At 47.0% G+C, this 26,418-nt stretch carries 22 protein-coding genes; 10 read left to right on the top strand and 12 right to left on the bottom strand.

Annotation, left to right across the window (positions count from 1 at the left end):
* Positions 1-20: 20 nt before the first annotated feature.
* The 3 genes from ACFW2W_RS17095 to ACFW2W_RS17085 all read left to right on the top strand — a co-directional run bounded on the left by ACFW2W_RS17095 (position 21) and on the right by ACFW2W_RS17085 (position 1,744).
* Complete coding sequence (locus ACFW2W_RS17095; protein ID WP_190674864.1) at positions 21-716, top strand: TIGR00266 family protein; 696 nt, start codon at positions 21-23, stop codon at positions 714-716.
* Positions 717-777: 61 nt separating this feature from the next.
* Entirely contained in the window at positions 778-921 is a 144-nt protein-coding gene (locus ACFW2W_RS17090; protein WP_378180563.1) for a hypothetical protein, read from the top strand.
* 1 nt (position 922) lies between these two features.
* Entirely contained in the window at positions 923-1,744 is an 822-nt protein-coding gene (locus tag ACFW2W_RS17085; protein WP_378180560.1) for a M48 family metallopeptidase, read from the top strand.
* A gap of 152 nt (positions 1,745-1,896) precedes the next feature.
* On the opposite strand, the gene ACFW2W_RS17080 is transcribed toward ACFW2W_RS17085, so the two are convergent.
* Positions 1,897-2,409: a hypothetical protein gene (locus ACFW2W_RS17080; RefSeq protein WP_378180558.1), complete on the bottom strand. Its 513-nt coding sequence runs from the start codon at positions 2,407-2,409 to the stop codon at positions 1,897-1,899.
* A 112-nt stretch (positions 2,410-2,521) separates the two neighbouring features.
* Here ACFW2W_RS17080 and ACFW2W_RS17075 point away from each other — a divergent pair, with 112 nt between their 5' ends.
* Positions 2,522-2,947, top strand: a complete 426-nt coding sequence (locus ACFW2W_RS17075) for a hypothetical protein (RefSeq protein WP_378180555.1) — start codon at positions 2,522-2,524, stop codon at positions 2,945-2,947.
* Here the strand turns inward: ACFW2W_RS17075 and thrB are convergent.
* The 3 genes from thrB to ACFW2W_RS17060 form a co-directional block, all read right to left on the bottom strand.
* A complete protein-coding gene (thrB, locus tag ACFW2W_RS17070; protein ID WP_378180552.1) occupies positions 2,934-3,899 on the bottom strand; it encodes a homoserine kinase in 966 nt (321 codons plus the stop codon). The genes ACFW2W_RS17075 and thrB overlap by 14 nt on opposite strands.
* Before the next feature lie 90 nt (positions 3,900-3,989).
* On the bottom strand, positions 3,990-5,099 hold the full coding sequence (locus ACFW2W_RS17065; RefSeq protein WP_378180549.1) for an ATP-binding protein: 1,110 nt from the start codon (positions 5,097-5,099) through the stop codon (positions 3,990-3,992).
* Between the two features lie 6 nt (positions 5,100-5,105).
* The gene (locus tag ACFW2W_RS17060; protein ID WP_378180545.1) at positions 5,106-7,442 is read right to left on the bottom strand and encodes a CBS domain-containing protein; all 2,337 of its coding nucleotides are present in this window, start codon (positions 7,440-7,442) and stop codon (positions 5,106-5,108) included.
* 622 nt (positions 7,443-8,064) lie between these two features.
* On the opposite strand from ACFW2W_RS17060, the gene ACFW2W_RS17055 reads away from it, so the two are divergent.
* Positions 8,065-8,649, top strand: coding sequence for a Yip1 family protein (locus ACFW2W_RS17055; protein WP_378180542.1), 585 nt, complete (start codon positions 8,065-8,067; stop codon positions 8,647-8,649).
* A gap of 219 nt (positions 8,650-8,868) precedes the next feature.
* Here the strand turns inward: ACFW2W_RS17055 and thrS are convergent, their stop codons facing one another.
* A complete protein-coding gene (gene thrS / locus ACFW2W_RS17050; RefSeq protein WP_378180539.1) occupies positions 8,869-10,695 on the bottom strand; it encodes a threonine--tRNA ligase in 1,827 nt (608 codons plus the stop codon).
* Positions 10,696-10,866: 171 nt separating this feature from the next.
* On the opposite strand from thrS, the gene ACFW2W_RS17045 reads away from it, so the two are divergent.
* Complete coding sequence (locus ACFW2W_RS17045) at positions 10,867-11,196, top strand: DUF2605 domain-containing protein (RefSeq protein ID WP_378180536.1); 330 nt, start codon at positions 10,867-10,869, stop codon at positions 11,194-11,196.
* Between the two features lie 119 nt (positions 11,197-11,315).
* Entirely contained in the window at positions 11,316-11,633 is a 318-nt protein-coding gene (locus tag ACFW2W_RS17040; protein WP_378180533.1) for a DUF2973 domain-containing protein, read from the top strand.
* A 509-nt stretch (positions 11,634-12,142) separates the two neighbouring features.
* Here the strand turns inward: ACFW2W_RS17040 and ACFW2W_RS17035 are convergent.
* The gene (locus ACFW2W_RS17035; RefSeq protein WP_378180530.1) at positions 12,143-14,440 is read right to left on the bottom strand and encodes a glycogen debranching N-terminal domain-containing protein; all 2,298 of its coding nucleotides are present in this window, start codon (positions 14,438-14,440) and stop codon (positions 12,143-12,145) included.
* 424 nt (positions 14,441-14,864) lie between these two features.
* Between ACFW2W_RS17035 and ACFW2W_RS17030 the strand changes: the two genes are divergently transcribed.
* A complete protein-coding gene (locus tag ACFW2W_RS17030) occupies positions 14,865-16,364 on the top strand; it encodes a glycoside hydrolase 100 family protein (RefSeq protein WP_378180525.1) in 1,500 nt (499 codons plus the stop codon).
* Between the two features lie 19 nt (positions 16,365-16,383).
* Here ACFW2W_RS17030 and ACFW2W_RS17025 read toward each other — a convergent pair whose 3' ends face one another.
* From ACFW2W_RS17025 to ACFW2W_RS17015, 3 genes are all read right to left on the bottom strand, one after another.
* Complete coding sequence (locus ACFW2W_RS17025; RefSeq protein WP_378180523.1) at positions 16,384-17,421, bottom strand: glycosyltransferase family 4 protein; 1,038 nt, start codon at positions 17,419-17,421, stop codon at positions 16,384-16,386.
* A gap of 75 nt (positions 17,422-17,496) precedes the next feature.
* Positions 17,497-17,859 carry a hypothetical protein gene (locus tag ACFW2W_RS17020; protein ID WP_378180520.1) on the bottom strand — a complete coding sequence of 121 codons (363 nt, stop codon included), beginning with the start codon at positions 17,857-17,859 and terminating at the stop codon, positions 17,497-17,499.
* Between the two features lie 312 nt (positions 17,860-18,171).
* Positions 18,172-19,554: a cytochrome P450 gene (locus ACFW2W_RS17015; protein ID WP_378180517.1), complete on the bottom strand. Its 1,383-nt coding sequence runs from the start codon at positions 19,552-19,554 to the stop codon at positions 18,172-18,174.
* Positions 19,555-19,819: 265 nt separating this feature from the next.
* On the opposite strand from ACFW2W_RS17015, the gene ACFW2W_RS17010 reads away from it, so the two are divergent.
* Positions 19,820-21,100 carry a cation:proton antiporter gene (locus tag ACFW2W_RS17010; protein WP_378180514.1) on the top strand — a complete coding sequence of 427 codons (1,281 nt, stop codon included), beginning with the start codon at positions 19,820-19,822 and terminating at the stop codon, positions 21,098-21,100.
* A gap of 351 nt (positions 21,101-21,451) precedes the next feature.
* Here the strand turns inward: ACFW2W_RS17010 and ACFW2W_RS17005 are convergent, their stop codons facing one another.
* Together ACFW2W_RS17005 and mutL are read right to left on the bottom strand one after the other, a co-directional pair.
* Positions 21,452-21,754 carry an antibiotic biosynthesis monooxygenase family protein gene (locus ACFW2W_RS17005; RefSeq protein WP_378180511.1) on the bottom strand — a complete coding sequence of 101 codons (303 nt, stop codon included), beginning with the start codon at positions 21,752-21,754 and terminating at the stop codon, positions 21,452-21,454.
* A 294-nt stretch (positions 21,755-22,048) separates the two neighbouring features.
* A complete protein-coding gene (gene mutL, locus ACFW2W_RS17000) occupies positions 22,049-23,788 on the bottom strand; it encodes a DNA mismatch repair endonuclease MutL (protein ID WP_378180508.1) in 1,740 nt (579 codons plus the stop codon).
* A 197-nt stretch (positions 23,789-23,985) separates the two neighbouring features.
* On the opposite strand from mutL, the gene ACFW2W_RS16995 reads away from it, so the two are divergent.
* Complete coding sequence (locus tag ACFW2W_RS16995; RefSeq protein WP_378180505.1) at positions 23,986-24,519, top strand: rhodanese-like domain-containing protein; 534 nt, start codon at positions 23,986-23,988, stop codon at positions 24,517-24,519.
* Positions 24,520-24,521: 2 nt separating this feature from the next.
* On the opposite strand, the gene ACFW2W_RS16990 is transcribed toward ACFW2W_RS16995, so the two are convergent.
* Entirely contained in the window at positions 24,522-25,901 is a 1,380-nt protein-coding gene (locus ACFW2W_RS16990; protein WP_378180501.1) for a DNA cytosine methyltransferase, read from the bottom strand.
* Between the last annotated feature and the right edge of the window lie 517 nt (positions 25,902-26,418).

The raw sequence follows: 26,418 nt of genomic DNA, 5'->3' as shown, positions 1-26,418 counted from the left end.
GTAATTAGCAAAGGATAATTATGAATGAGATTGCCTACGAAATCGAGCATTCCCCAGCCTATGCTTCCCTGCGCCTCGACTTACAAGCAAATCAAACTGTCTTAGTAGAATCGGGCGCAATGGCAGCAATGGATACTTGCATTAAAATGAAGTCTAAAGTCAAAGGTGGCTTAATGCAAGGTATCGGTCGGATGCTGGGCGGTGAATCTTTATTTTTGAGTGAATTTACCGCTGAAGGAAGGGCAGGACAACTCTATGTTTCGCCTGGAGTACCTGGAGACATTCAACATTACTACCTAAGTGGCAATGGATTGATGGTGCAATCTTCGGGTTTTGTTGCAGCTAATCCCAGCGTCGAAATTGATACTAAGTTTCAAGGTTTTAAAGGCTTCTTTAGTGGGGAGTCGTTGTTTTTGCTGAGAGCAACTGGTCAAGGAGATATCTGGTTTAGTTCTTATGGGGCAATTGTAGAAATTCCAGTTGCAGGGGATTATGTAGTAGATACTGGCTATATTGTGGCGTTTGAAGACTCGTTACAATACAATGTCGAAATGTTAGGGGGCTTGTCATTTAAAGGGCTGAGAACTGGAATTTTGGGCGGGGAAGGATTGGTTTGTCGCTTCCGGGGTCAAGGACGTTTATGGATTCAGTCGCGTGAGCTTTATGCACTGATAAATTTCTTGAATCCGTTCCGTCCAGTTAAGAGTAGCAACTAAGCTGAATCTTGCTGTAACCGCACCCAATAGAACTTTTAGGTAGCCGCATTATATCGCTGAAATGACGAGCGATCGCGTGCAGGTAACTCACGATGCAAGTTTACATATGAAGGTCGAAGCATTGTTTGGTCGGGTCGTCAAGAGTTGCCTGCATACCGGATGGGGCAATGCAGATTTAACAATAGCGTTTTTGGAGCAAGCCTGAAGTGTCTGGAACTGCAACATCGAGCGATCGCAACCCACCTCCCAATAACCGTCAGTTACTGATTCTCTTAGGGCTATTTATTGGATTTATCGTCGGCGTTATTTGGCTGCTGGGGTTGCTAATTAATAGCTTGGTTTGGGTAATTCCTCCCAAGGTGGAGCAACAGTTGGGTGCCCTCATTGTCCCGACTTATGAGCGCTTGGCTAAGCCTTCACCGGCTCAAGATACGCTAAATCAGCTGCTAGATAGGCTGGAGACAAAGTTGCCTTCCGAGCAGCGCCAAGAGCGAGATTATCGGGTGCTATATGTTCCCGATAATACGGTGAATGCGCTAGCGCTACCAGGCGATCGCATTATCATCTACGCCGGTTTGCTGAAACAGACGGAATCAGAAAATGAGCTGATGATGGTGTTGGGGCATGAGTTGGGGCATTTTGCCCACCGCGATCATTTACGGGCATTGGTGCGACAGCTGCTGTTACCCATTGCGATCGCTACTGTCTTTGGGGATGCCGGTGGGTTATCATCGGCAGCGGCGGGGGGTGTTCAAGCTGTCAGCAGTTCCCGATTCTCTCAGTCTCAGGAATCTGAGGCGGATGAGTTTGGCATAAGATTGTTGCAACAAACTTACGGTCATGTCGCGGGTGCAACCGACTTTTTTGCCCGAATGAGTCGCAAAAGTGGTGCAGATTTTGATTTCTTGACCTCCCATCCTGCCCCTGGTAGGCGCGTTAAAGAATTGCAGCGGTTAATTGAGCAGCGGAATTATCCTGTACAAGAGCGATCGCCTTTACCGGAAACGCTGGCGAACCTGGAAAAATAGCGGGTGCTAACCCCCAGCCCCTTCCCTACCTTTCTAAGGGGAGCCAGCCATCTTCAAAGCCCCTCTGGGCATCGGAGAGGGGTTTGGGGAGTCTGCCTGTGGTGTACACGGTAGCCAATTGGGCGGGGGGTATAGTCGCGTTTTCTCACGTTCTACACGACTTGATTCGTAATCATCCACACAGCGCCATCCGAGCGGACGAAGGGAACCGAAATTTTGCTGAATCCAGTAATAAAAGGTCTGTTGTACAACTGCCAATAACTGGGACTAATTTCATCAGCGATCGCCTTGAGCGCTTGCACTTCCTGCTCCAGTTCTTCCGCCAGTTCGTTAATTCGTTCGGCGCGATCCTGAGCGCGTTGTTTACCTTCCTCTACCTGCGCGGCGAGAGGATCTGGTGTCCCCCCCTGCAATAACTGTTGCAATCCTTGCGATCGCCCGATCTCCCTCAATTTAGCTTCCAAGGCAGCGATCGCATCATCGATTCCCTTGACTTCAGCAGAGATTTGTGATGTTTCTCTGGCATGACGACGATAAGCCTCAACGATCGCTTCTGGCGTGTTGTAGCTTGGCAATACTGGATCGACTTTCAGTATGGCGCGTTCTTCCTTGAGCGCCTCAATCTGAGTGCGAATCGCTTCAATTTCTACTTGAATTGGCTCCATAATTACTTTCCTAACTTAGGCGAATAGTTCCGTAAAACTTCTGGCATTTTGTGAATCAATTTCCAGGGTTGCGATCGCTCAACATTAATTCCTACATTTCTCGACCTAACTTATGTTGAACCGAATTAGTCCTAAACAGAAAGCAAATTCGTTTTTAGCCATTGCCACAATTTTAAGTATGAAAACCGGATTGCTTACTTTGTCAATGCCTGCTTTAGCCGATACAACGACGAGTGATTGGAGCGAATGGATTGAAATAAATGAAACCAGCAGTGTCAGCCGAGTGACTAACAGGAGAGATGATACCAGCCAGAACAACTGTCTGGATAATGCGCTGGAATTCCTGAAAAGCAGTAACGCCAAAGAGACAGGAGTTATCGCAGAAGCGGCTTACGGACGATTTGGGAATCTGTCAGCTTATTTGATTTGTGCGCCTTCTGGTGATAGAGTTCTTGTTTTTGTTTCAGGACCTACAAATCAATATCGACAAATTCAGCAGTTACGCAAAAGTCTGAGTTACGAATTTAGGAGATATTAAAGGTTTTCGCCCCGTGGGTGTCAATCGAGAGCGATCGCACTTGTGCCATAATTCCCTCATCCTTCCAAGCCGCCGCCATTGCCTCCACAACTGTCGGTGCCGACGCCGCCTCTGCTAAAGCTAATAAAGTTGGTCCCGCACCACTAATCACCATCCCGAAAGCACCAGAAGCCATTGCCGCCGAGCGTACAGCGTCATATCCTCGAATCAATGCTGTCCGATAAGGCTGATGGATTCGGTCTTGCATGGCAACTCGCAACCAGTCACCCCTGCCGGTTTCCAACCCTCGCAACAATAAACCCAGATGAGCCGTATTAAAAATTGCATCCGCACGACTGTACTGAGTTGGTAAAACCCGCCGCGCTTGTTCAGTCGAAAGTTCAAAATCCGGAATCGCCACCACGGGAAGAATCTCAGAATGCCAGGGAATCTCACAGATTTCCCATTCTTCTTTGCGTTCTCCGTGTCTGTGCGGTTCGTCAATCAAACCTGTCGCTGCCAGACGACAACCCCCCAACAGTGCTGGAACCACATTATCAGGATGTCCTTCCAGAGCGATCGCAATTCTTCTCACCTCATTTTCATCTAGAGGTGCCCCAGCCAGACAGTTCGCACCCACCAAACCTCCCACAATTGCCGTCGCCGAACTCCCCAATCCTCTTGCCAGCGGCACACCCAGCTCGATCTCAATCTGCACCGGCGGTGGCGTCTTCCCGATATGTTCGTACAATTTCACAAATGACTGGTAAACCAGATTATCAGCACCCGTGTTGACTCGTGCGGCTTCTGTACCCTGAATCGTAATGCTGAGTAGTGTTGCAGCATCCGCTTCCAGGCGAGTGAACTTGAACTGGTTGTACAGCCTTAAAGCTGCGCCTATGCAATCAAAACCCGGCCCCAAGTTAGCAGTTGTGGCTGGAACGGTAACGGTAACGGTAGAAACAGGATGCATCTCAACTTGGCGAAATAGACTATTGTAGACTCTACCGCGTCAAAATGGTCATTTTTAACAGTCTGCTGTCTTTGAAGGAACGTTTTTTCCCTACATTTGTACGCAGATGTTCAATGGTAGCGTGACTGTAAAGGTAGTCCCCACTCCAACTTCACTGTTCAAGGCAATCTCTCCACCCTGTAATTCTAAACATTTTTTGACAATCGTTAGCCCTAGCCCATGACCGGGAATACTACCCACATTTGTAGCTCGCTGAAATGATTGAAACAAAAGTTCTCGATCGGCTGGAGGAATGCCAATTCCGTTGTCTTTTACCTGAAAAATTGCCTCTCCATTCTCACACAAAAGTTCCAAGTAGATATTGCTGCCTTGGGGTGAATACTTGATAGCATTTCCCAATAAATTGCTAAAGATATGCCGTAGCAGTTTTTCATCCAAACAAGCATCAGTACAGTCACCTAGATTTGTGAAATTAATTCTATGTTTTGAACCAGAGCTGAATTGCATATGTTCTACCAAATCCCTGCAAAAATCCACTAAATCCAGCGGTTCTGGGTTGCATTCTAGTTTTCCTTCTTCTGCTTTTCCAAACTCTAAAACTTCATTTAACAAATTGTTCAGCGAATGAACCGAGGTTTGAATAAGATAGAAATATTCGCGTCTTTTAAGTTCTGTTAATTCGTGGCTATAAGATTCTAGTAATTCAGCAGAAGATAAAATTGCGGTCAGCGGGTTACGGAATTCGTGGGCAACCATGAACCAAAAGCGAGATTTGAGTTCGCTGAGTTGTTTTTCTTTTTCCAGAGCCACGCGAGTTGCTGCTTCGGCTAAATGTCTGCGAATTGCGATTTCAATCGTAGTATGTAAATCTCTTTCATCAAAGGGTTTAACTATATACCCGAAAGGCTCTGTAATCTTGGCTCTTTCCAGTGTCTTTTCATCAGCATAAGCAGTTAAATAAATTACCGGAATATCAAAAATTTTATGAATTTCTTCAGTGGTTTCTATTCCATCCATTTTTCCTTTTAACATAATATCCATTAACACTAAATCGGGCTGCGTTTCTGCTACTTTTTGAAGAGCTTCCTCTCCCGAAGCAACAGAAGCGACAACCTTATATCCTAAACGTTGCAAGCTTTTTACGATATCCTTGGCAACAATTCTTTCATCTTCAACGACTAAGATTTTTTCATTTGCCATTTTTTTTTATTTATGCCTTCCTATGTTGCCGATTTCTGAAAAGGTGATATTAAAGCTTGTCCCCTTACTGCTATCAAGTTCGATAGTCCCGTCTAATTGTTCTGTAAGGGTGCATACTAACTCCAAACCCAAAGATTCAGTATTCCGGAAGTCCAAGTCTTTCGGAAAGCCGATCCCGTTGTCACTGACGCTCAAAATAAATTGATTATTGCTGCTTGAGTAAATATTAATACAAATTTTATTATCTTTACTGGGAGTTGGAAAAGCGTGTTTTAGAGAATTGGACATTAATTCATTGATAATTAGACCACAAGGAATCGCTGTATCAATGTTTAGGGTAATGTCATTAACGGTTGTTTTCAGCGTAATTGCCTGGGAGCTTGCTTTGTAGGAACGAAGCAAATTGCCTGTCAGGTCGCGGATATACTCAGCAAAGTCTATCCTAGATAGGTCTTTGGACTGATACAATTTTTCGTGAATGAGAGCCATCGATCGGATGCGATTCTGACTGTCCTTGAACATTCCCAGAACCTGGTCATCTTTGGTATAGGCAGATTGCAGCTTTAGCAGACTAGAAATAATCTGTAAATTGTTTTTGACGCGGTGGTGAATTTCCTTAAGTAGCACCTCTTTTTCTTTGAGCGATGCTTTGAGTTGCTCCTCTGCTCGTTTGCGCTCGGCGAGTTCGGCTTGTACTTGCTGATAAAGTTCAGATTGCTGGATGGCGATCGCTATCTGCGTTGACAATTGTTTGAGCAAATCAATCTCAAACTCCCGCCAACGCCTGGGTCCCGAACAGTGATAGGCGCACAGCAGTCCCCACAAATGTTCTCCTTGCAGAATCGGCACCACCAGGCTACCTCGGATATCATACAAAGCCAGGATATCGATGTGACACTGGGTTAAACCGGCGGTATAAATATCTTCCGTGACTTGAATGCGCCCTTGTTGATATGATTGGGCATAATTTTTCCCAAAGCAATTGTCTTGAATTGTGCTGTTTAGAGCAGGTTGCCAGCCGTCAGCGACAGATTCGACAACGACAGTGCCACTCAAATCTGGATTGAAACGGTAGATAATCACGCGGTCAGTTTGGAGAAATTGTCGCACTTCGGCTACTGCCGTGTTCAAAATTTCATCCAAATCGAGTGATTGATGAATGCGGAGGGCAATTGTGGTTAACAGGCGATTGCGCTCAAGCTGTTCCAACAGTTCCGCTGGGCTTTCCTGTCCTTGAGGTTCCAGGGTGTCATTGTGCGGGGGGAGGGAGGCAACTTCGGCTTCAAACTGCTTGATCGATTGCTGCAATCGCTCTACTGCTGTAGATATTTGTGTGAGATCGAGGGTTTGCAGAAAGCTGGTTTGGGTAACAATACCCAACAATTCCCTGCGATTCTCCGACACCACGACTCGCTGCACCTGCTGCTGCTGCATTTCCCAAAGGGCAACTAGCACTGAATCTGAGGGACTTAAAGACAACACGGGTGCGCTCATTACCCTAAACGCCTGTATCTGCGATAAATCCAGCCTGAGAGCCTGAAGCTCGATGATGTCCCGTTCGGTGACAATCCCCACTGGCTTCAGGAGTTTTGTTAGCGTAGCGGTGCGTAGCAGGTTTTGAGTTTTGTTAGCGTAGCGGTGCGTAGCACGTTTTAAGTTTTGACCCTTCGCTTCGCTCAAGGGCATGGTTTTGAGTTTTGTTAGCGTAGCGGTGCGTAGCACGTTTTGAATAGAACTCGACTCTGGACTTGCTTGTGTAAGCACAACACAATTAACCTGGTGTTCTGCCATTAGCTGAGCTAAACTTAGCGCCGAAGCCGTCGCTGGTGCTTGAATAACCGGGGCAGTCATCGCCTCTGTCAAAGGCTGCAATTTGATTAGCTCGTCGAGTGGCAGTGCTTGACGAATACTTTCGAGGGTGACAATGCCCACGAGTTCACTTTGAGCGTCTATAACAGGTAGGTGGCGAATTTGGTGCTGGCGCAGGATTGACAATGCTGTGAAAATATTGTTTGTGTCAGATTCAGTCAAAGCGATGCTCGGCTGCGTCATCACCGAGGCAATATTGACTTCTGCTAAATTTATTCCTGAGGCGATTACCCGGATAGCATCTGTGTGAGTAAACACTCCGATTAACTGCAACCCTTCTACCACGAGGACACTGCTAGCTCGTGCCTCGCTCATTAGCACTGCTTCTGGGGGTATCTTCATACTAGGAAGTACGCAGCTGCTTTTCGCTTTGCCCATCATGGCGATCGCATCCATCAGTGGTGTGTCAGGCGATACAGTCAAAGGACGACGATCGATGGCAGACTCTAAGCTAAGCAATCCCTTTGTTGGCATGGGTTAACCTGTATATTATTGCGGTGGGCGATCGCATACTTGCATTTGTAATTCCTCTATTGCCGAATAGATTTTGCCAAAAGCAGTTACTCCCTCACTTAGGATTCCCGCCAAGGCTGCATTAAGTATCGCATTGCCGCCTCGCAACGGTATTTATTTGACACAAATTGCCGCGCCATTTTCGGTACGAAGTTCAAAATTCACCACTCGCCGCCACCAGCACAATATTAGCGTGCAGGGAACCTGGTAAATCTTCGATTCGTCTCTAGGTTTCGCGTGCTTTTGCCTTCATTGAGCAAATTTGTGGCAGCAAGAAAACATCCCCGCCACAGTGACATCCTACATGATTAGGATGTTTTTCCAGGGCGATCGCTATTTTTATCATCTCCACCTTAGCTAGAAGCTACCCAGCCAGATAGTTAAGAGAAAACCCTTTTTACGATACCTTTTGCTAATCTTTCTAGTCCTTTTGCCAAAGGAATATTCATCTGACCCAATATCTGCACTGACAGCATCTGACAAAAGGCTGAACTCCTAATAATTGGGAAGATATATAGTGTTTAGCTGGGTTGGGGCTTAAAATCAGTCCTGCTACATTAAATCGATAAAACAGAGCCAAAAAATGAACTTAATTAAGCGCATTCCCAACATCCTGTTGCACCCCAAAAGTGAGTGGCGAGCGATCGCCACAGAAACGACCTCTAGCGCTAGATTGTATAATACTTATATTGCTCCTCTGGCAGCGATCGCTCCCATCGCTGCTGCTGTTGGTTGGGCAGTTATCGGCATCAATACCTCCAGCCTTGCCACGTCTCGGTTGCCATTAGTGCCAGCTATTTTATATGCAGGTGTTAGCTTTTTACTAACGCTATTAAGCGTATTTTTATTATCGCTAATTATTAATGCCTTCGCCCCTCAATTTTCAGCCAAGAAAGATCGGCTACAAGCTCTTAAAGTGGCTGCCTATGCCAACACACCTGCCTGGTTAGCAGGTATCCTCCGAGTCATGCCAAGTTTCACGATTTTCGCGTTTCTCGCTGGGTTGTATAGCGTATATCTGCTATATTTGGGATTGCCGATTGTAATGAAATGTCCGAAAACAAAAGCAACCGCCTACACTGCGGTAACTCTGGCGGGTGCGGTTGTACTATATGTACTTGTTATAGCGATTAGTAATCTATTTGTGATCTTTCCCAAGGCGCTTTAAAAATTGTGGGAATAGGCACAATGACAGCATTGGCAAGCTGAAAAAAATAAATATTAAACCTATTTAGATTAGGTTTTTTTTCATACTGACAAGACTGGTGTCATCCAAAATCTGAAATGTATAACCTAGTTAAACTTACCCCTTGATTGCCATAGGAAAAGGCGTAATTTATGCAAAAGGGCACCCACAAGAGGTGCCCCTACAGGAACAGGCAACGTCTTAGAAATTGTCAAAGTTAGCGATCGCGTTTTTCATCTTCTCCAACACTTCTTCTACAGGAATTACGCCCACATCGCCAGCAGCGCGGGTGCGAATACTCAGGCTATTTGATTCCAGCTCTTTCGCCCCTACCACCGCCATGACGGGGATTTTGTCCTTTTCGGCATTGCGAATCATTTTGCCCATGCGATCACCACTGGTATCGACTTCAACGCGAATACAGAGCGATCGCATCTTCTGTGCCACTTCCTGAGCAAAAGGCAACTGGGCATCGCTCACCGTCAGCAATCGCGCTTGTACTGGCGCTAACCACAGCGGGAAATCTCCCGCATACTCTTCAATCAAGATCCCGATCAGCCGTTCCAAAGAGCCAAAAGGAGCGCGGTGAATCATCACCGGACGCTTCCGGGAACCATCCTCCGCCACATACTCCAAATCAAACCGTTCTGGCAGGTTGTAATCCACTTGCACAGTCCCCAACTGCCACTCGCGGTCTAGGGCATCGCTGAAGATAAAATCCAGTTTGGGACCATAAAATGCGGCTTCGCCAATGCCTTCAAAGTAGTTCATGCCCAAGGTTTCCACGGCGCGGCGAATCGCACCTTGAGACTTCTCCCAAGCTTCATCAGAGCCAATATACTTATCAGAATCCGGATCGCGGAAACTGAGTCGCGCCTTGAAGTTTTTCAGTTGCAGACTCTTGAACACCGATAGAATCAAATCCACAACTTTAAGGAATTCGCCATCCAGCTGTTCTGGCGTCACGAATAAATGGGAATCATCCACCGTGAAACCGCGCACCCGCGTTAAGCCTCCCAGTTCCCCAGATTGCTCGTAACGGTAGACGGTGCCAAATTCCGCCAGACGCATCGGTAGTTCCCGATAGGAACGCAACTCGCTCTTATAGATTTGGATGTGGAAGGGGCAATTCATCGGCTTCAGGACGAATCCCTGTTCTATCGCCGCCGCCTGCTCATCTTCCGCCATCAGCGGGAACATATCCTCTTTGTATTTCTGCCAGTGTCCGGAAGTTTTGAATAAATCGACTCTGGCAATGTGAGGCGTCACCACCTGCTGGTATCCACGTTTAAGCTGTTCCTGCTTCAAGAAGTCTTCCAGAACACTCCGCAACACCGTTCCCTTCGGCGTCCACAGAGGTAATCCCGGTCCCACCGGATCTGAGAAAATAAATAATCCCAGTTCTTTGCCAAGCTTGCGGTGATCTCGGCGCAGCGCTTCTTGCTTGCGGCGCTTATATTCAGCCAGCTGTTCTGGCGTCTCCCAAGCCGTGGCATAAATGCGCTGGAGTTGAGCTTTCGTTTCATCCCCGCGCCAATAAGCACCAGCAACGCTTTCTAGTTCGATTGCCTTCGGGTTCAACTCACTGGTATTTTCTACATGAGGACCTGCACACAAATCCCACCATTGATCCCCCAAGTGGTAGATGGTAATTGGTTCCTCAATGTCTTCTAATATTTCTAGCTTGTAAGGCTCATTAATTGCCTTGATCCGACCTTCAGCTTCCTCGCGGCTGACTTCTTCCCGAATCACCGGCAATTTCCGATTGATGATTTTGACCATCTCTTTCTGGATAGCCTTCAAATCTTTTTCGGTAAATGGCTCTGGATTATCAAAGTCATAGTAAAAGCCGTTTTCTATCCAAGGGCCGATAGTCACCTGCGCTTTAGGAAACAGTTTTTGCACCGCCATTGCCATAACGTGGGAAGCGGTGTGACGGATTTTCTTCAACGATTCAGATTCGCTGGTACGAGGCAAATACATTTTTTCTGGCTGTTCCTGAGACGCTGGAGATTCTGAGACGCTCATCGGCGGTTCCATAAGGACGAAGAAACGGGCAATTAATTGGGTGTTACTGCCTCTATCATACCGAGGTTGTTTTTTCCTGGCGATGCTGGCGCTGCTTAAGAGAATCTAAAACATTATTACGAATTGTAAACTACGTTAAGATTAAACTAGATAGTATTCGGTTTTTGATTCATGGCTCCTTCCAACTTGCCTGAGAATGAATTGCTGAAAACGGTATTACAACCGCTGTTAGAAGATTTTCAGTATTGGTTTGCGCGATCGCGCTCTCTATTAGAAACTGAAGAAATTACTTTTTTAAGTGTCCAACAGCAATCCGACTTGCTGGATCGAGTTAAGCTTGCTCAATCTGAAGTCAGCACCGCTCAGATGCTCTTCCAAGCCACTGATGCTCAAGTTGGCATTGAAACGTCGGTTTTGATGCCGTGGCACCAGTTGGTCACTGAAGGTTGGCAGGTGGCAATGCGCTTCCACTCTGAGCAATCCACTTCCACTAACAAGTAAATCTAAGGGCGAAACATTTTTACGGAAAATCTGGGGGCAAGCATTACAGTTTCGCCACGAATGCGAAAGCCCCTATTCACGAACAACCCATTAGACTGTGCGGCTTGGAGGAAAATCGTATGTTACACCTGCTTTATCTAATTGCCTTTACCATCCTGGCGTTTCTTGCCATTGGGAATATGCTCCGCAACTTGTTAACCATCAGTAGTATGGATGCTCAACGGCGCTACCCACCAGGGATGCAGTCCCAATTTAGAGCTTCCCGCTATCCCTATGGGTCGGTACCGCACCCGGAACTATTAGATGATGCCGGGAACCCCATTAATGAACCGCTTCTGGTGATGCGTTCCATGACCGTAGAAGACGCCCGCGAACAATTGGATGCCCTCTACAAATCTTCTCCCGGCAACAATGGGGAAACCTCTGAGGAAGCATGAATCAGAGGTATTTCAAAAGTGAAATCGGATAATTTACCCGTAAAATTGGCAAGGCTTTTTAGCTTGTTCGGCGGGAATCCCCACACCATACGCTTGGTTGGTGTGGGATGAAAGCCAGGTTTGTTGAGGAGAATCCCCTGACCAATGCTGAAAGCGGAGGAAGGGGATACCGACGAAACAAACACACTCTTAGAAACGAAGGGACAGTTCTGATATACTGGTTTGCAAAGCAACATAAATGTCGCAATGATTGCAAAAACCAAGCAATCAGGATCGTGAAAACCAAGCGGTCAAAGTGGCTAGTCATGGATGTTTAAAGAATTTGGGTCTTGGGAACCAGGACTCCTGCCCTTGGAGGGAATCTAAGACCAACGGAATTGCGGAATTCTAGAGGCGGTTCCCGATGAATTGGGAAGCCCACAACGTACCGCTAGAGCGGTCGGTGTGTGGTAGTTCACTGGCAATTATCTTGACAGAGCTAGGTGGGCAGTGCCCACCCAACTTCTAAATCAAGCTTCAATTACAACCCGCAAATTGCCGCGTTTTTTGGCAACGCGACAGGCAGTGGTATTGCCGGAACGCTCAAATTCCAAATCCAGCAGGGTTGGCCCGACTCTCAAGTTTTGCAGCGCTAGACGATTAATCGACTCAGGCAAAGCGGGGTCAATTATCCGCAAGCAGTTATTGGGAGCATCAGGCACCAGATTCACCATCATTTGCAGCAACTGGAAGATACTGCCAGTTGCCCAAGCTTGAGGAGAACAAGCGACGGGATATTTGACCGTAGTGTTATCTTCTGTGCGTTCGTAGCCGCAGAAGAGTTCTGGCGGTCGTTGATAGGGTTGCTGTAAAGTCATATCAATTAAGGCTTTGGCAAGTTCCAGCGCTTGATCGATTAGACCGAGCGATCGCACCCCCATCGCCACCATTGCATTGTCGTGAGGCCAAACAGAACCGACGTGATAGCCCATCGGATTATAAGCCGGTGACAAACTACTGAGCGTGCGAATCCCCCAGCCGTTGAACATATCCGGTGCCCGTAGCCGTTCTGCCACGCTATAAGCTTTTTCCGGTGTCAGGATGCCCAAATACAGACAGTGACCGGGGTTAGAAGTAATACTGTCAACCTGCTTGCCGTCGCCATCCAAAGCCAAGGCACAGAAGTCTTCCTCTGCCATCCAAAAATCCCGATTGAAGCGATTCTTCAAATCTCTCGCCTCATCTTGCCACCTGTCCGCTAAATCAAGGCGCTTCTTCATTCGGGCAATTTCTGCCAGACGGATTTTGGCAGCATAGACATAAGCTTGCACTTCACAAAGAGCGATCGCGCCCATCGCCATCTGCCCTTTGCGATTCACAATACAGTCGCCAGAGTCTTTCCACCCCTGATTCGCCAGACCCCGCTTAGATTGGCGTTGGTAGCTGAGGTAGCCAGTTTCCTTGCTGTTGCGGTCAATCCAATCCATAGCCCCCAAAGCATTAGGCCACAGTAGCTCCAGGGTTTCCCGATCCGCTGTCCAGGCAAAGTGTTCCGCATACAGCATTAACCACAGCGGTGTCGCATCTACGGTGCCGTAATAAGGCGTATGGGGAATTTCTTCACAACGAGCCATTTCACCCAAACGCAGCTCGTGCAAAATCTTCCCAGGCTGCTCATCGCGCCACTCATTCTCTGTCTTCCCTTGGTATTCAGCCAAGACAGTTAGGGTTTCGCGGGCAATTGTCGGGTCGAGCATCAGCGTTTGCGACGCCGCAATAATCGAGTCGCGCCCAAACAGCGTCGAAAACCAAGGCACCCCAGCGGAGAGTACCTTGCCTTTGCCAAAAGACTGGCGCAGTAAATAAGTATCCTGCTCGGCTCGCTCGATCGCTCGATTAAACGTGTTTTTGTCTGAGCGAATTCCGGTTACGTGTTGACGCCACTCTTGCTGCTCCGATAACTCTGCGGCTCTAGCCTGTACCAACGTTACTGGGACAGATACCCTAGAAGTGGGACGGTTATTGGTACGCATTTGCAGCCGATAGCCCAGTTTTTGGGTTTCGTGGGAATCCATCTCTAGCTGCCAAACCGCCGTATAACCGCTGAGAGTGTCTGGCTGGCGATGAACAAACTCAATGTGAGATTCCATTACAGAGCCATCCAGCCCTTGATAAGCGAGCGTCATTTCTTGCTTTTCTGGTTCTGCGGCTTGACATTTAGGCACGGCTCGTAAAAGCTGTCCCTTGTTTTTTCGACCATATCCCCGGACTACAAATAAGTCCACAAAATCCGCATCAAAGCTGAGACTAAGTTGAAAGCGAATGGAACTGGTGCTGTAGTTGGAAACTGTTAATTCTTCAAACAGCGCTCCATTTAGGACAATTTCCCGGTTAATTCCGATGGTGTCGGCTCTCAGGGGCGCAAAGTCAAAAATTGCCCCGCCGTCTATTTGCGCCTCTGGCTCTAATTTATCGCCTCCCTCTAATCGCTCTCCTCCATCCATGCTGGGATTGGTACACAGAACGGAAAGGGCAAATCCTTTGTCAGCTGTGCTACTGAGCAAGACGGGGGGGCGTCCGTTAATTTGCAGTTCCAGGCGACTGAGGAACCGCGTATCGGCACAGAACAGCCCCATGCTGGCATTCATGTCATCGCCTAAACACCCAGCAATGTTGCCTAGGGTGTCGGTGACTAAAAACAGGTCATTATCTTTAATCGTGAGAGTCGGTTGGGGGCGATCGCCAAGAACGCAAGCCCACTCAGGAATGGGCAGCTCTTGTGCGGGAACAAAGGTTTTTCCGTCCAGTTCAAGAATATCCGGTGCCATGAATCAGGTTTCTGCTCAAGAATACAGGGTCTTTGTGAGGCTTTGATGGGGGTCACACAATCTAATTTAAAACCTTACCTATCGCTACTGATATTCAGTAGGGGATCGAGGTTCCGACAAATGTGACCTTATTTATACTTCTACAAATCTAATCACCGATCCGCTCTATTGTTCGGAGAGAACAAAATTTCCGATTTTTTTCCAGCTCTCCGGCTGCGGACGGATTTTTCCTTCGCTCAACCTGGTCAATCGTGCCCTTTGCCGGGATGACGGCGTTAAAAGGAAATTCAACAATACACCCTGCATTATATAGTACGCTCTATTTAAAGGATTATGTTGCACAATTTCCTGGCTTAAAAGTTTCTGCGATCGAGCAGCATCTCGTATAATAGGTTGCTCTAAAAATTAAGGAGGTTCGCATCTGATGGGAGTAGAGGCGCTGGAAATAGAAGCATTACAAATACTGGTAGAGTCGCTGATCTCCTATAAAGGACGGCTGGTTGGAACTCCAGCAGCTCATACTTACAAAAGAGATAAAAATGAAATTAATATCCAGAAAAAAGTTAGTAAAGATACGCTTAATTATGACCAAGTTTTTATCCGAGATTTTGTTCCTGTAGCACTTTTATTTTTGGTTAAAGGTGAATTTTCTATTCAACTTGATGACAAAAAAGAAGTAACAATCAACGGCAAGGAAATAGTCAAAAACTTTCTAGAAGTAACCTTAGAACTACACCAGCAAGAAAGAACTGAAACTTTTTTGAATACGGGTCGAGTTTTAATGCCAGCCAGCTTCAAAATTCTTAAGAATAAGAAGGGAAAAGAACACCTAGAACCCGATTTTGGTCAGCACGCGATCGCTAGAGTCACGCCAGTTGATTCCAGTCTCTGGTGGATTATCCTGTTGCGGGCTTATTGGAAAGCAACGGGAAACACCTCTTTAGTCCATCAAGTCGACTTCCAAGAAGCAATCCGGTTAATTCTGGAACTCTGCTTTAGCGATCGCTTCGATCGAGAACCCACTCTCTTAGTTCCCGATGGAGCTTGTATGATTGACCGTCGGATGGGCATCTATGGATACCCTCTAGAAATCCAAGTTCTATTCTACGCTGCCTTGCGTGCTGCTGATGAGCTACTCGATCGCAAAAATCACAACAATAAAGATATTCTCTCAGCGGTACAGAAACGATTGGGTTCTCTGGCTAACCATATTCGGACTGAGTATTGGATGGATATGGATCGTTTAAATCAAACCTATCAGTACAATGTTGAAGAATATGGGGCAACTGCTATCAACAAATACAATATCTATGCCGCATCCATTCCTTATGCTAATTTAGACGATTGGCTGCCAGAAGACGGGGGTTATTTAGTCGGGAATATTGGCCCATCGCAGATGGATTTCCGATTCTTTTCGGTGGGTAACTTGATGGCAATTGTTTGTTCCTTAGTTACCAAGCCTCAGTCCGAAAAAATTATGAATCTTATCGAAAAACGAGATAAAGAGCTAATTGGACAAATGCCTTTTAAAATCTCTTACGCAGCCATAGAAGACGAAGACTGGAGAATTTTGACAGGTTGCGATCCTAAAAATAGTCCTTGGTCATATCACAATGGGGGCAGTTGGCCCGTTTTGATGTGGATGTGGGCAGCCGCTGCTCGAAAAGTGGGTCAAGAAGCAAAAGAAGAGGAATATATACAGTTCGCCAAAGCAGCAATTGAAAAAGCTGGAAAACGTTTGCAAAAAGAAGAGTGGCCTGAATATTATGATGGGAAAAGCGGTCACTTGATTGGCAGGGAAGCGAGAAGGCATCAAACCTGGACTTGTGCCGGGTATTTATTAGCAAAAGAATTGATGACGCCCTCTGGTTTAGATCCCCTAGAATTAATCAAATTTAAGGAAAAAACTTATCCCAAAAATTAGCAATTTCCTAGTTTTTTCCTCATTCCGGATTCCCCAGCAGTGCCATTTGGTAAGCTCGTTCATACTCATCCACCATCGTCTTGACGCTAAAGCGACTCAAAACGTAGTCTCGGCACGTCTGGCGGTTTAAGGTCATTGCCTCTGGAACTGCGTCAATCATTTCTTGCAGAGAGTGGCAAACAAATCCACTCTTGCCATGCGCGATGACTTCTGGCACCGAACCCATCGCCATTCCAACCACCGGCGTCCCCGTTGCCATCGATTCAATCATTACCAAGCCAAATGGTTCGCGCCAGGTAATCGGGAACAGCGTCACTGTGGCACCTCCTAGTAACTGCACCTTTTCTTCGTGAGAAACTTCACCCAGATACTGGATTTGTTCGCCATCAATCAATGGTTTTATCTGTTCCTGGAAATAAACCTTGTCCACTGAGTCAACCTTACCAGCCATTTTCAAAGGATAGCCGCTGGCACGAGCAATTTTTATCGCTCCTTCCGGACCTTTTTCTGGGGAGATGCGCCCCACAAAGGCTAGATATGGCGGTTCAACTGCTTTTTCCTGGAAGGAATATACCACTGGGTCAATGCCGTTGTAGACCGTATGGATGTAATTTAAACCGAGTCGGGGTTCCCTCTGAGCTTCACTGATACTGATATAAGGCTCCCATGCAAATTGCCGGAATAGTTTCTCATTATCCGGTGTAAAAATGCCGTGTGTAGTGTGTACGGTTGGCGTCTTCACAAAAGTAGTATAGGGCAGAGCTGCACAGCCGATGTGGGAGTGAATAATATCAAAGTGATGCGCCTGTTGATAGACCTGAGAGAGCATCATTAACTCATAAAGTCCATGCTCTTTAATCTTTGGATCTAGGCGCAGCGCTTGGTTATGCACTGACTTGAGCTGAGCTTTTGTAATCGAGTCGCCAGAGGCGAATAATGTTACCTGATGACCGCGCCGAACTAATTCATCAGTTAATAAACTGACAATTAGTTCAATTCCGCCGTAGCGCAAAGGTGGCACTTGTTCCCACAGTGGCGCAATTTGGGCAATTCTCATAGGATAAACTGGAAGATGACAATCTTAAAAATTTTAGCTTAGTTTGCTCCGTTTAGAAACTAGATGCTTCTCCCGTTAGCGATATTTGTTGCGAATCGCATTGCGGATACTCCAGTACAAGTTACTCCACTCTTCTACGAAAGTTTTAAGCATTAGAAAGGCGAAGGCTATAATTCCTACTGTAATAGCAGCTGTTTTCAAAATGCTTATCTGGGCACCCGCTACTTTAAATATTCCCGCACAGACTAGAGCAATTATTACTCCAATTATTAGTGACTTTGCCGTTTTCAAAAGAATGGCTAGAATCACCATTAATATAGATTCTAATCCTGAAATCAAGACACTCATTGCTCTAACTAACTCTTTTCCATAATTTAAAAGTAACCAACTACTAATACCTAAAGCTGCACAAATTAGAATAACATTAAGTATCACCATTACCTTGCCATGATTACTTCTTAACTAAACATACTATGCTTGACTAAGGCTGAGAATGAAGAAAATACCTAAAAATTCCGAACTTCGACTAGCATTTAGCTAAAAACACATAGAAACTGAGGATTTACCTCACTATAGCAATCCTATTTTAGTTGTGAGATGCCAGCCCTTCAGATCCCCGACTTCTCTTACGAAGTCGGGGATCTCGCCTTCACGAATCATTTAGGACTGCTATATATCTATAAAATTGTCGTGGTTTTTCAGTTTTAAACGAGAGGCGATCGCTACCTTGGCAGCTGAGCTAGCAGTCATTTATGCAGAAGTAGAAAGGGGCTGATGTGTTTGAGCATTCTGGGGACGCTGACTGGTTACAACCATCCGCATCGTTGCTGGGGGTGCTAAGGTAACGCCACGACGGACAGGTTTAACGGGACGTTTATCAGTTAGAGCCAGTTGATAACGAGAGAGGATCGTAGCCAGTACCAATTTCATTTCAAACAAGGCAAATGCCATGCCGATACAGCGACGGTTGCTGCCACCAAAGGGCAAATATTCATAAGGAGAAAATTGCCGTTCCAGAAAGCGTTCTGGCTTGAAACAATTTGCTTGGGGGTAGATATCCTCGCGGTGATGGAGCAGATAAATACAGGCAGTAAGCACTGTACCGGCATCAAATTGATAGTCCATCAGCTGCACTGGCGATCGCGCAATTCGACCGAAAGTAAATATCGCCACTGGGTAAATTCGCAACGTTTCCGAGCAAACAGCGTTGAGGTAGGGAAGTTTAGAAATGGCGCTGACATCTGAAACATCCCCAACACTATCCAGCTCCTGAAGAAGCTTGTCATGTACCTCTGGTTGACGGTGTATCCAATACAACGCCCAAGCGATCGCTGAAGCTGTGGTTTCGTGACCCGCAAACAGGAGGGTCATTAACTCATCGCGCAATTCCTCATCGGTCATCGGTTGCCCGTCAGCATCCCGCGCCGACATCAGCAGCGTCAGGATATCTGCCCGATCCGGCTCGAATTGCTCCCGGCGTTGCTGAATCTCAGCGTAAATGAGTTGATCAATTTGCTGTCGTTGGCGAAGAAAATTTCCCCAAGGACTCCAAGAACCCAAATCTCGTTGGAGTGATGGAAAAAACAGGACGGCGGACGAGAGGGGAGAACTCACCGCATCCAGCATCGAAGTGAGGAGTTCCTTGAGTTGCTGGAAACGCTGACCCTCATTGATGCCAAAGACAGCGGCTAAGATGGTTTGCAGAGAAATCTCTTGCGTGGTAGCCCGAATTGGGAAGGGTTTGCCAATCGTCAGCCGACTCATGACTTCCTCGGTAATGTCACAAATCAACTTGCCGTAAGCTCGCATTCGTTCCCCGTGAAAGGGGGGTGTCAATAGCTGTCGCTGGCGCTGGTGGCGATCGCCATCCAGTAATACCAGAGATTGGTCGCCCAGAAAAGGTTGTAAAATCTTATTCCCACTACCGCTGTTAAACTGTCTGGGATCTGCCGTTAACAGCTCCTCAATTCCTTGCGGGTGAGTTATGAGTACATACGGGGGAAAGCGACCCCAGCGGGCTGTGAAGCAGTCACCATAAGCTTTAACAGATGTTTCTAGGTACTGCACAGGCTGGGAAATCCATTGGAGTAGTTGCAGGAATTTTGGCGTCTGCGGCCCATCAGGCAGTGTCATGGCGTTTTTCCTTTTATCGATCGCAAAACTAAGCTAGCAGAGGCAGGGGTGCGATCGCTGCAATCTGAGGCGAAAACTTTCCACTACAAGATAATTTGGCGTCAGCGTTTAGAGGACAGTTTCAAAGAGTGAGATCCTCAGCCTTCAGTCGTAAAAGTAGATAAATCGCATCCTGTCTAAAATCTAGCCGGGTGATGATTTGGCGTTTTCAGCAAGTCAGTAAAGTACTGAGGGTACTCTTTTCAAATATGCGATCGCTAAGTCTATGCTCCAAGTCCTATTCCCTCCTGTATCTATTTATATTCTTAACCTGCTGGTTATTGGTCTACTCCTGCTGATGGTTACTTTGGGATCGAGCTGGATTAAACGATTACCCCTCTCCTATGCCATCATTTACCTGCTCGTGGGTATCTTCTTAGGGCAATACGGGCTTAAGTTAATTCACATACGACCTGATGCCGAGTTTCTGGAACGACTGACGGAATTTGTGGTGATTGTCTCCGTCTTTGGCTGCGGTCTGAAGATGAATCGCCCACTCAGATTAAGGGCTTGGAATACAACGGTGCGGTTGATTGGATTTCTGATGCCGATTTCAATTTTTGCGATCGCTGCTGTTGGTCATTGGTTTTTAAAAATGGATTGGGGGCCAGCTATTTTACTCGGTGCAATTCTCGCGCCAACCGATCCCGTCTTGGCTTCAGAAGTTCAGATGGGGGATATAAAAGATAAAGATGAGCTGCGCTTTGGTTTGACTTCGGAAGGCGGTTTAAACGATGCGCTAGCTTTTCCGTTTGTTTATTTCGGGATTCACGCCTTAAAAGATAACAACTGGGATAACTGGTTTAAACAATGGGTGGCGGTTGATTTACTTTGGGCGATCGCAGCTGGCATCGTCATGGGAATTATCGCCGCAAAAATCGTTGTTTGGATCGACCAGCAACTGCAACGTTTCCGACCTGTCGATGAATTGATGGAGGATTTTGTTGCTCTGAGTACGATTTTGATCGCCTATTCCTTGACAGAAATTGTCAACGGCTATGGCTTTTTGGCGGTTTTTGTGGCTGGAGTATTCGTTCAGCGGAGTTACCAAGATCCAGAAAAGAAAATTTCTCAATTTGAATTCACCGAACAACTTGAGAAACTACTGGAAGTCGCGACAATTTTGCTCTTAGGAACGCTATTGCGATATGAGCCGATTCGCCAGTTTGGTGGTCAAGGCATCTTGGTGGCAGTCTTGTTGATTTTTTTGATTCGACCTTTGGGAGTTTGGATTAGCCTGCTCGGTCGTCGCTATCCCCCTGAAACCCGCTGGTTGTTTGGCTGGTTTGGCATTCGTGGTGTTGGTTCTTTATATTATCTTTCCTATGCCTTTGGCGAAGGTTTAAAAGATAGTTTGGGCGAACAGATTGCCTGGATTACTTACATCGTCATCGTGATTTCTGTATTTTTGCATGGGGTTAGTGCCACTCCTTTGATGAATTGGTACGAACACAATATCAAGAAAATAGGTAGGAAACAGAAACAAAAGGTTACTGCTGATTCTTGATAAGCCGTCAGACTGAATGCTGCTATAGCAATCCTAAATGATTTGCACTCTCCCTGTAGAGACGCGATGAATCGCGTCTCTACACTAAGGCGAATACTCGCGACTCGCGCACAACTTAAATAGGATTGCTATATACAAACAATTAGCCCACGCAGGCTAATTGTTTGTATTTGAGTAAGCGTAGGGAATGGTTGACTCACCTCTTGCATCAGTTGGATAGACTACCTAAAAAGGGTGTATTCATAAGTAGTTGCTTGAGGCTGAAAGGTGACACAATGGAGTGATTTCTGCCTGTGCAGTTCATTCGGCTGCAAAACCAAATTCAAGTTTTCCACAGCACCTTATTACTTATCAGACCTCGTTGCTTACAATCCTTTTGTAATGTTCCACCGTCGGAAATGGCTCGTAAAAATGGTGTAATAGCTGACACCATTTCTGATACTCCGGTGATTGTCGGAAACCAAGCGTGTGGTCTTCCAGTTTCGCCCAACGCACTAGCAAAATGTATTGGTTTTCAACTTCCAAACACCGATGTAGCTCATGGCTAATGTAGCCAGACATTGAGGAAATGATTGATGATGCTGTCGCGAAGGCTGCTTCAAATTCAGCAGCTATTCCAGGTTTAACCTTGAGAATTGCAACTTCCAGAATCATGCTTTAATTTCCAGCATTCTACTTTTTTATACCATACTTGACAACTGGTCAACATATAGCAATCCTATTTCAGATGTGAGATGCCAGCCCTTCAGATACCCGACTTCGTAAGAGTTGCCCTAGGAGTTCGCTTTTACGGATCATTTTGGAAACAATTTATTACCGATTACCAAATCCAAGGGTTTACAATTTAATTCGGCTTGTTGTTTAAGAATTGGTTGGGTTTTGCTTTAGCTTAACTACAATTATCGGAAAAATAATTGCTAATAGTAAAACCACAATTACTAAATATTCCTAAATCCCATGACTTTTGCCAATTACCCAATGACGGCGGAAGAAACGCGAAAGCGATGATTCTTCTAGGGACAAATAAATTGGACGACCGTGGGGACAGGTGCGAGGATGACGAGTTCGCTGCCATTGCTCTAAGAGAGTTTGCATCTGGAGCAAGCCGAGAGGAGTCCCGTTGCGGATGGCGGTGCGGCAGGCGATCGCTACTTGAGCGGCTTGCAAATCTCCACCCAAGCTGAGTTCCACGAGGGCATCTGCACAATCTTCTCGCTCTCGCAAGGGTGCGGGTGCCGTGCGAATCGCCCACAGTTGCTCGCCAAAAGGTTCAATATCTAAGTTGATATGTTCGAGTTGCTGAATCTGAGCGGCAGAGAGATGATTCAAGATGACGGGGGGTTCTAGGGGGACGAGTTGCCAAGCGTGGCACAACTGCTCGTACAAAACCCGTTCGTGGGCAATGTGCTGCTCCACCAACCACACCCCAGCCGGATGCTCTGCCACAATGTAGGTGTTGTGAACCTGGGCAACAGCTCGGAGTTCCATCAATCCGATCTCATCCGGTTTCTTTGCCTGAGTATCCGTTGGTTGCGATTGAAGGGAACGATTGACGCTGTAGGCACTTTTCGCTTCCGCTGCTTTGATGAGGCGGCTGACTCGCTCTGGGGTTTTTTCCAGAATCGTCCCCACATTTAGACGCAAGGCTTGCTCAATGGCTGATGTCACCTGCTCTTGCCAGTAATTGAGCTGGTTTAAGTAAATTTCTGTCTTGGCGGGATGGCGGTTCCAGTCTATTTGACTGGCACAGATGAAAAGATGGAGAAAACAGATCGGGTAGCGATCGCGCGGCAGAGTTCGCATTAAAGCGCCCAGGATCGTTTGCTCCAGTTCCGGCGACTTTACGTGCCGTCCATTCATTGCTACCCGCACCCAATCGGGACGGCGGCGATGGCATCTGTCTGGCAAGCCGAGTACCACCGTCAGGGTTGAGTTTTGAGTGGAGTTGCATTCTCCCCCACTTCCCGGCGCGTCGGCTCCTGTTTTTTCTGGAAGCGTTGGCACTTCCACCGTCAGATGCTGCAAATCACTCGGTCGGATTTCCCGGAGAATTTGAGGCAAAATCTGTTGCGCTGTCTTCCCAGGACTAATGGTGAACCATTGGCGGTCATTTTGCTGAACCTGCCAGGTGACATGAGGATGACAAAGCGCGATTTGCTGAATAGTCGCTTGCACTGCTCTGAGTTGTTGGGCGACGGAAGGCATTCCCTGACGCCGCGCCAACCAGTTGCCAAACAGATTAGAGACGGTGACAACGGTGCCGGGAGCGATCGCCACTGTCTCCACTTGCATGGATTCCCCGACTGAGTTATAAGCCACTCGCCAACCCTCACAACTTCCAGCAGAACGGCTAAAAATCTCCAATTCTGCTAAAGCTGCCAAACTGTGCAACGCCTCTCCCCGAAATCCCAGACTGCTAATTTTCCACAAGTCTTCCAAGGCGCGAATTTTGCTGGTGCTGTGGGCAGTTGCAGCTTGTTTCAGGTCTACCAAACCCATGCCGCAGCCATTGTCTGCTACTCGCACCCGCCACTGTTCCGGCGATAGGGAGACGCTGATGCGCGTTGCACCAGCGTCTAGGGCATTTTCCGCTAATTCCCGCACCACAGCAACCAGAGAGTCAATGACCTCTCCAGCGGCGATCAGATTGACTACCTCTGTCGGTAGAGTTTGAATACTAGATACCATGAGATCCAGTTTAGTTTAGGCAAGAGTCACTGTTTATTTGCAGCAATTTTGCCGGAAATATTTGTCGATAGGGATAGGAATTTTAACACTTTACTCTGCCTAAAGAAGGATTAATTAAATGTTCTTTCTAGAGAAAGAGAAGTTAAATATCAATTTTTGATTAAATTTCCTATGAACAGATCAATTAGAGTTTTTTTATGAGTGACATTCAAAACAACATTGAAGGCGCTAAAGACAAAGTGACAAACAGCGTTGAAGGCGCTATCGATAAGGTTTCAGAGAGCGTTTCCAAGGTAAAACAAGCCATTCCAGACATTACTCCCACCCCACCGGAAATGAAAACGCAGTCCAGCGTTAATGACCTCAAATCCCGTCTGGAATGGGGCGAACCAGCTTTAACAATTCTTGATGTGCGCGATCGCGGCGCATTCAACGACGGACACATCATGGGAGCCATGCCCATGCCGATGGATGAATTAGTAGAGCGCGCTAAAGCTAGCCTTCAGCCCGCCCGCGATATCTACGTCTATGGCGACAGTGACACCGAAACCTCTAGCGCGGCTTCCGAACTCCGCTCGGCTGGGTTCCATTCCGTGGCTGAACTCAAAGGCGGTCTTCCCGCATGGAAAGCCATCGGCGGTCCTACAGAAGGGGCTTCAGAATCCCAAAATCCCCCAGGAGCAGCGGGATACAATCCCGTCTCCGCAACAAAAAATCAGCTACAAAAGTAGATTTAGCGAGTTGTCAGACGGCTGAGTGTTGTCCAATAGTGAGCCGCTTCCCACGGGTTAAACCTCAAAGCCTCGATGTCACCCAATTTTATCGGCTGTTGTGGCATGGGTGGTCTGATCCCTAGCGCGGCAATAACTTGGTACCCTACAGCTCTTGCCAGCATTGGCGGCACGGCGTTTCCAATTTGTCGAAACCCGTGCCATTTTGTTGTATGGAAGCGGAACCAGTCAGGAAAAGAGTGCAGTCGCGCCGCCTCGCGTACCGAAATCACTCTAGGATAAGTTGGATGAATCGGACGGGGAGAGGTGTAGCGACCGCATCCAGAACCCGTACCGGCTCGTAAGGTATGGGACAGATGATCCCAATTCAACCGTCGAAAGCGACTCACCGATTCTAGTTGTCCGGGCAGTGTTTTATCGAACCGTTCAATCGAAGTTGCCGTGTGTTGGGTTCGCAGAGAGCTAGTTAATAGATGAGGATTGACAAGCCTGGGATAGGCGAAATTATTCGGTTCGGGTGCGATACTGATTAAGTGCAGTGCATAGATGCTGGCTAATGTCTGCATCTGCTCTAGTTGTGCAGGCTGTAGCAGGACTTCATCGGTTGTCAGGAGTTCGGGAAAATCATCTAGATTGGGGAGATCGGCGATCGCATCCTTCACTGTCACTCTAAAAGATAAAGCGTGCAGGATAAAAGGATTTTTCTTCTTGCCTCTTTTCTTTGGCAAGGAAGTATCGGGGGTTATCTCAACGTGCTTACCTGCGACTAAAGGATAGGACAAAGGCACTTCCCCCGCACGAGTTCCCAATAAAAACAGCCTTTTCCGATTCTGCGGCACCCCAAAATCTGCCGCGTTCAACACCTGCACGGGTTCGGTGATGTGGTATTGAACTGATTTAAACTCACTCTTGAGTCGCTCCAGATAAATCGCGTGTTCTTTCTGAGCAATGCCGGGTACGTTCTCCATGAGAAAGTAACGGGGTTGCAGTTCAATGACTAAGCGGCAAAAATGCAACACTAGGTCGTTGCGCTCATCGTCGAGACGCCGCTTGCCCATTAAAGAGAACCCTTGACAAGGTGGTCCCCCAATTGCTAAATCAATTTCACCATTCCAGGCAGGTGCGGGTGGGGAAACCCCAACCCAACCCTTGTGCAATGCCCATCTCTGTACCGCCTTTCTAATCGCCTCACCGGATAGCGTCCTCGCATCTGCACACAAAACCTCGGTATGGGGAAAGTTAAAGGCGTGAACGGCTGCGTGAACGGGGTCAACCTCAACTGCCACCGCTACATCAAACCCAGCCTGCTCAATCCCCAGAGAAAATCCACCCGCACCCGCAAATAAATCGACCGCAACCGGACGGCGATAGAAATGAACCATCCCCATACAGGTGTTCTGACTTGGTAGGGAATTTGTATTCTATCGTCAGTCTCTTTCATCGAAAAAATTTTTCCAGTCTCTTGACGGCTTTGTATTATATTTGTAGTATATAAGAGTATCTAATTTTGAAGCCATCTGCTAGTAGCTCTGGAAGCGCAACCTACGCTTTTAGGCGACCTGATTTTATATCAAAAAGCAGACTGCGCTTATATTTTTCCGCTCCGCGCCCGGATGAGTGAAGCATACACACATAAGGGTTCTGGTTGTCGTGGGTTCAAATCCCATTATCTCCATTTGGAGATATAGCTCAGTGGTAGAGCATCAGAAAAAGTGAAACGGCAAAGCCCGACTTGCGCGGAGCTTATAATTTCCAATTCTTCAAGCGTTCACCTCGTATCCAAACCGAGAAAGCATCTTCGCTTCTGTCCGCCAGAGACTGAAGTCTCACAGCTTAAACTCAAGTCCGTTGAAACGGACTCAAGAAAATGATTATTAGTCGGTTTTAACCGACTTTAGC

This window comes from Coleofasciculus sp. H7-2 (genome assembly GCF_042747725.1).
In the GTDB taxonomy this organism is placed as follows: Bacteria; Cyanobacteriota; Cyanobacteriia; order Cyanobacteriales; family FACHB-T130; genus FACHB-T130.
Note: the sequence above shows the minus strand (reverse complement) of the source record. Positions and strands in the feature narration are given on the sequence as shown.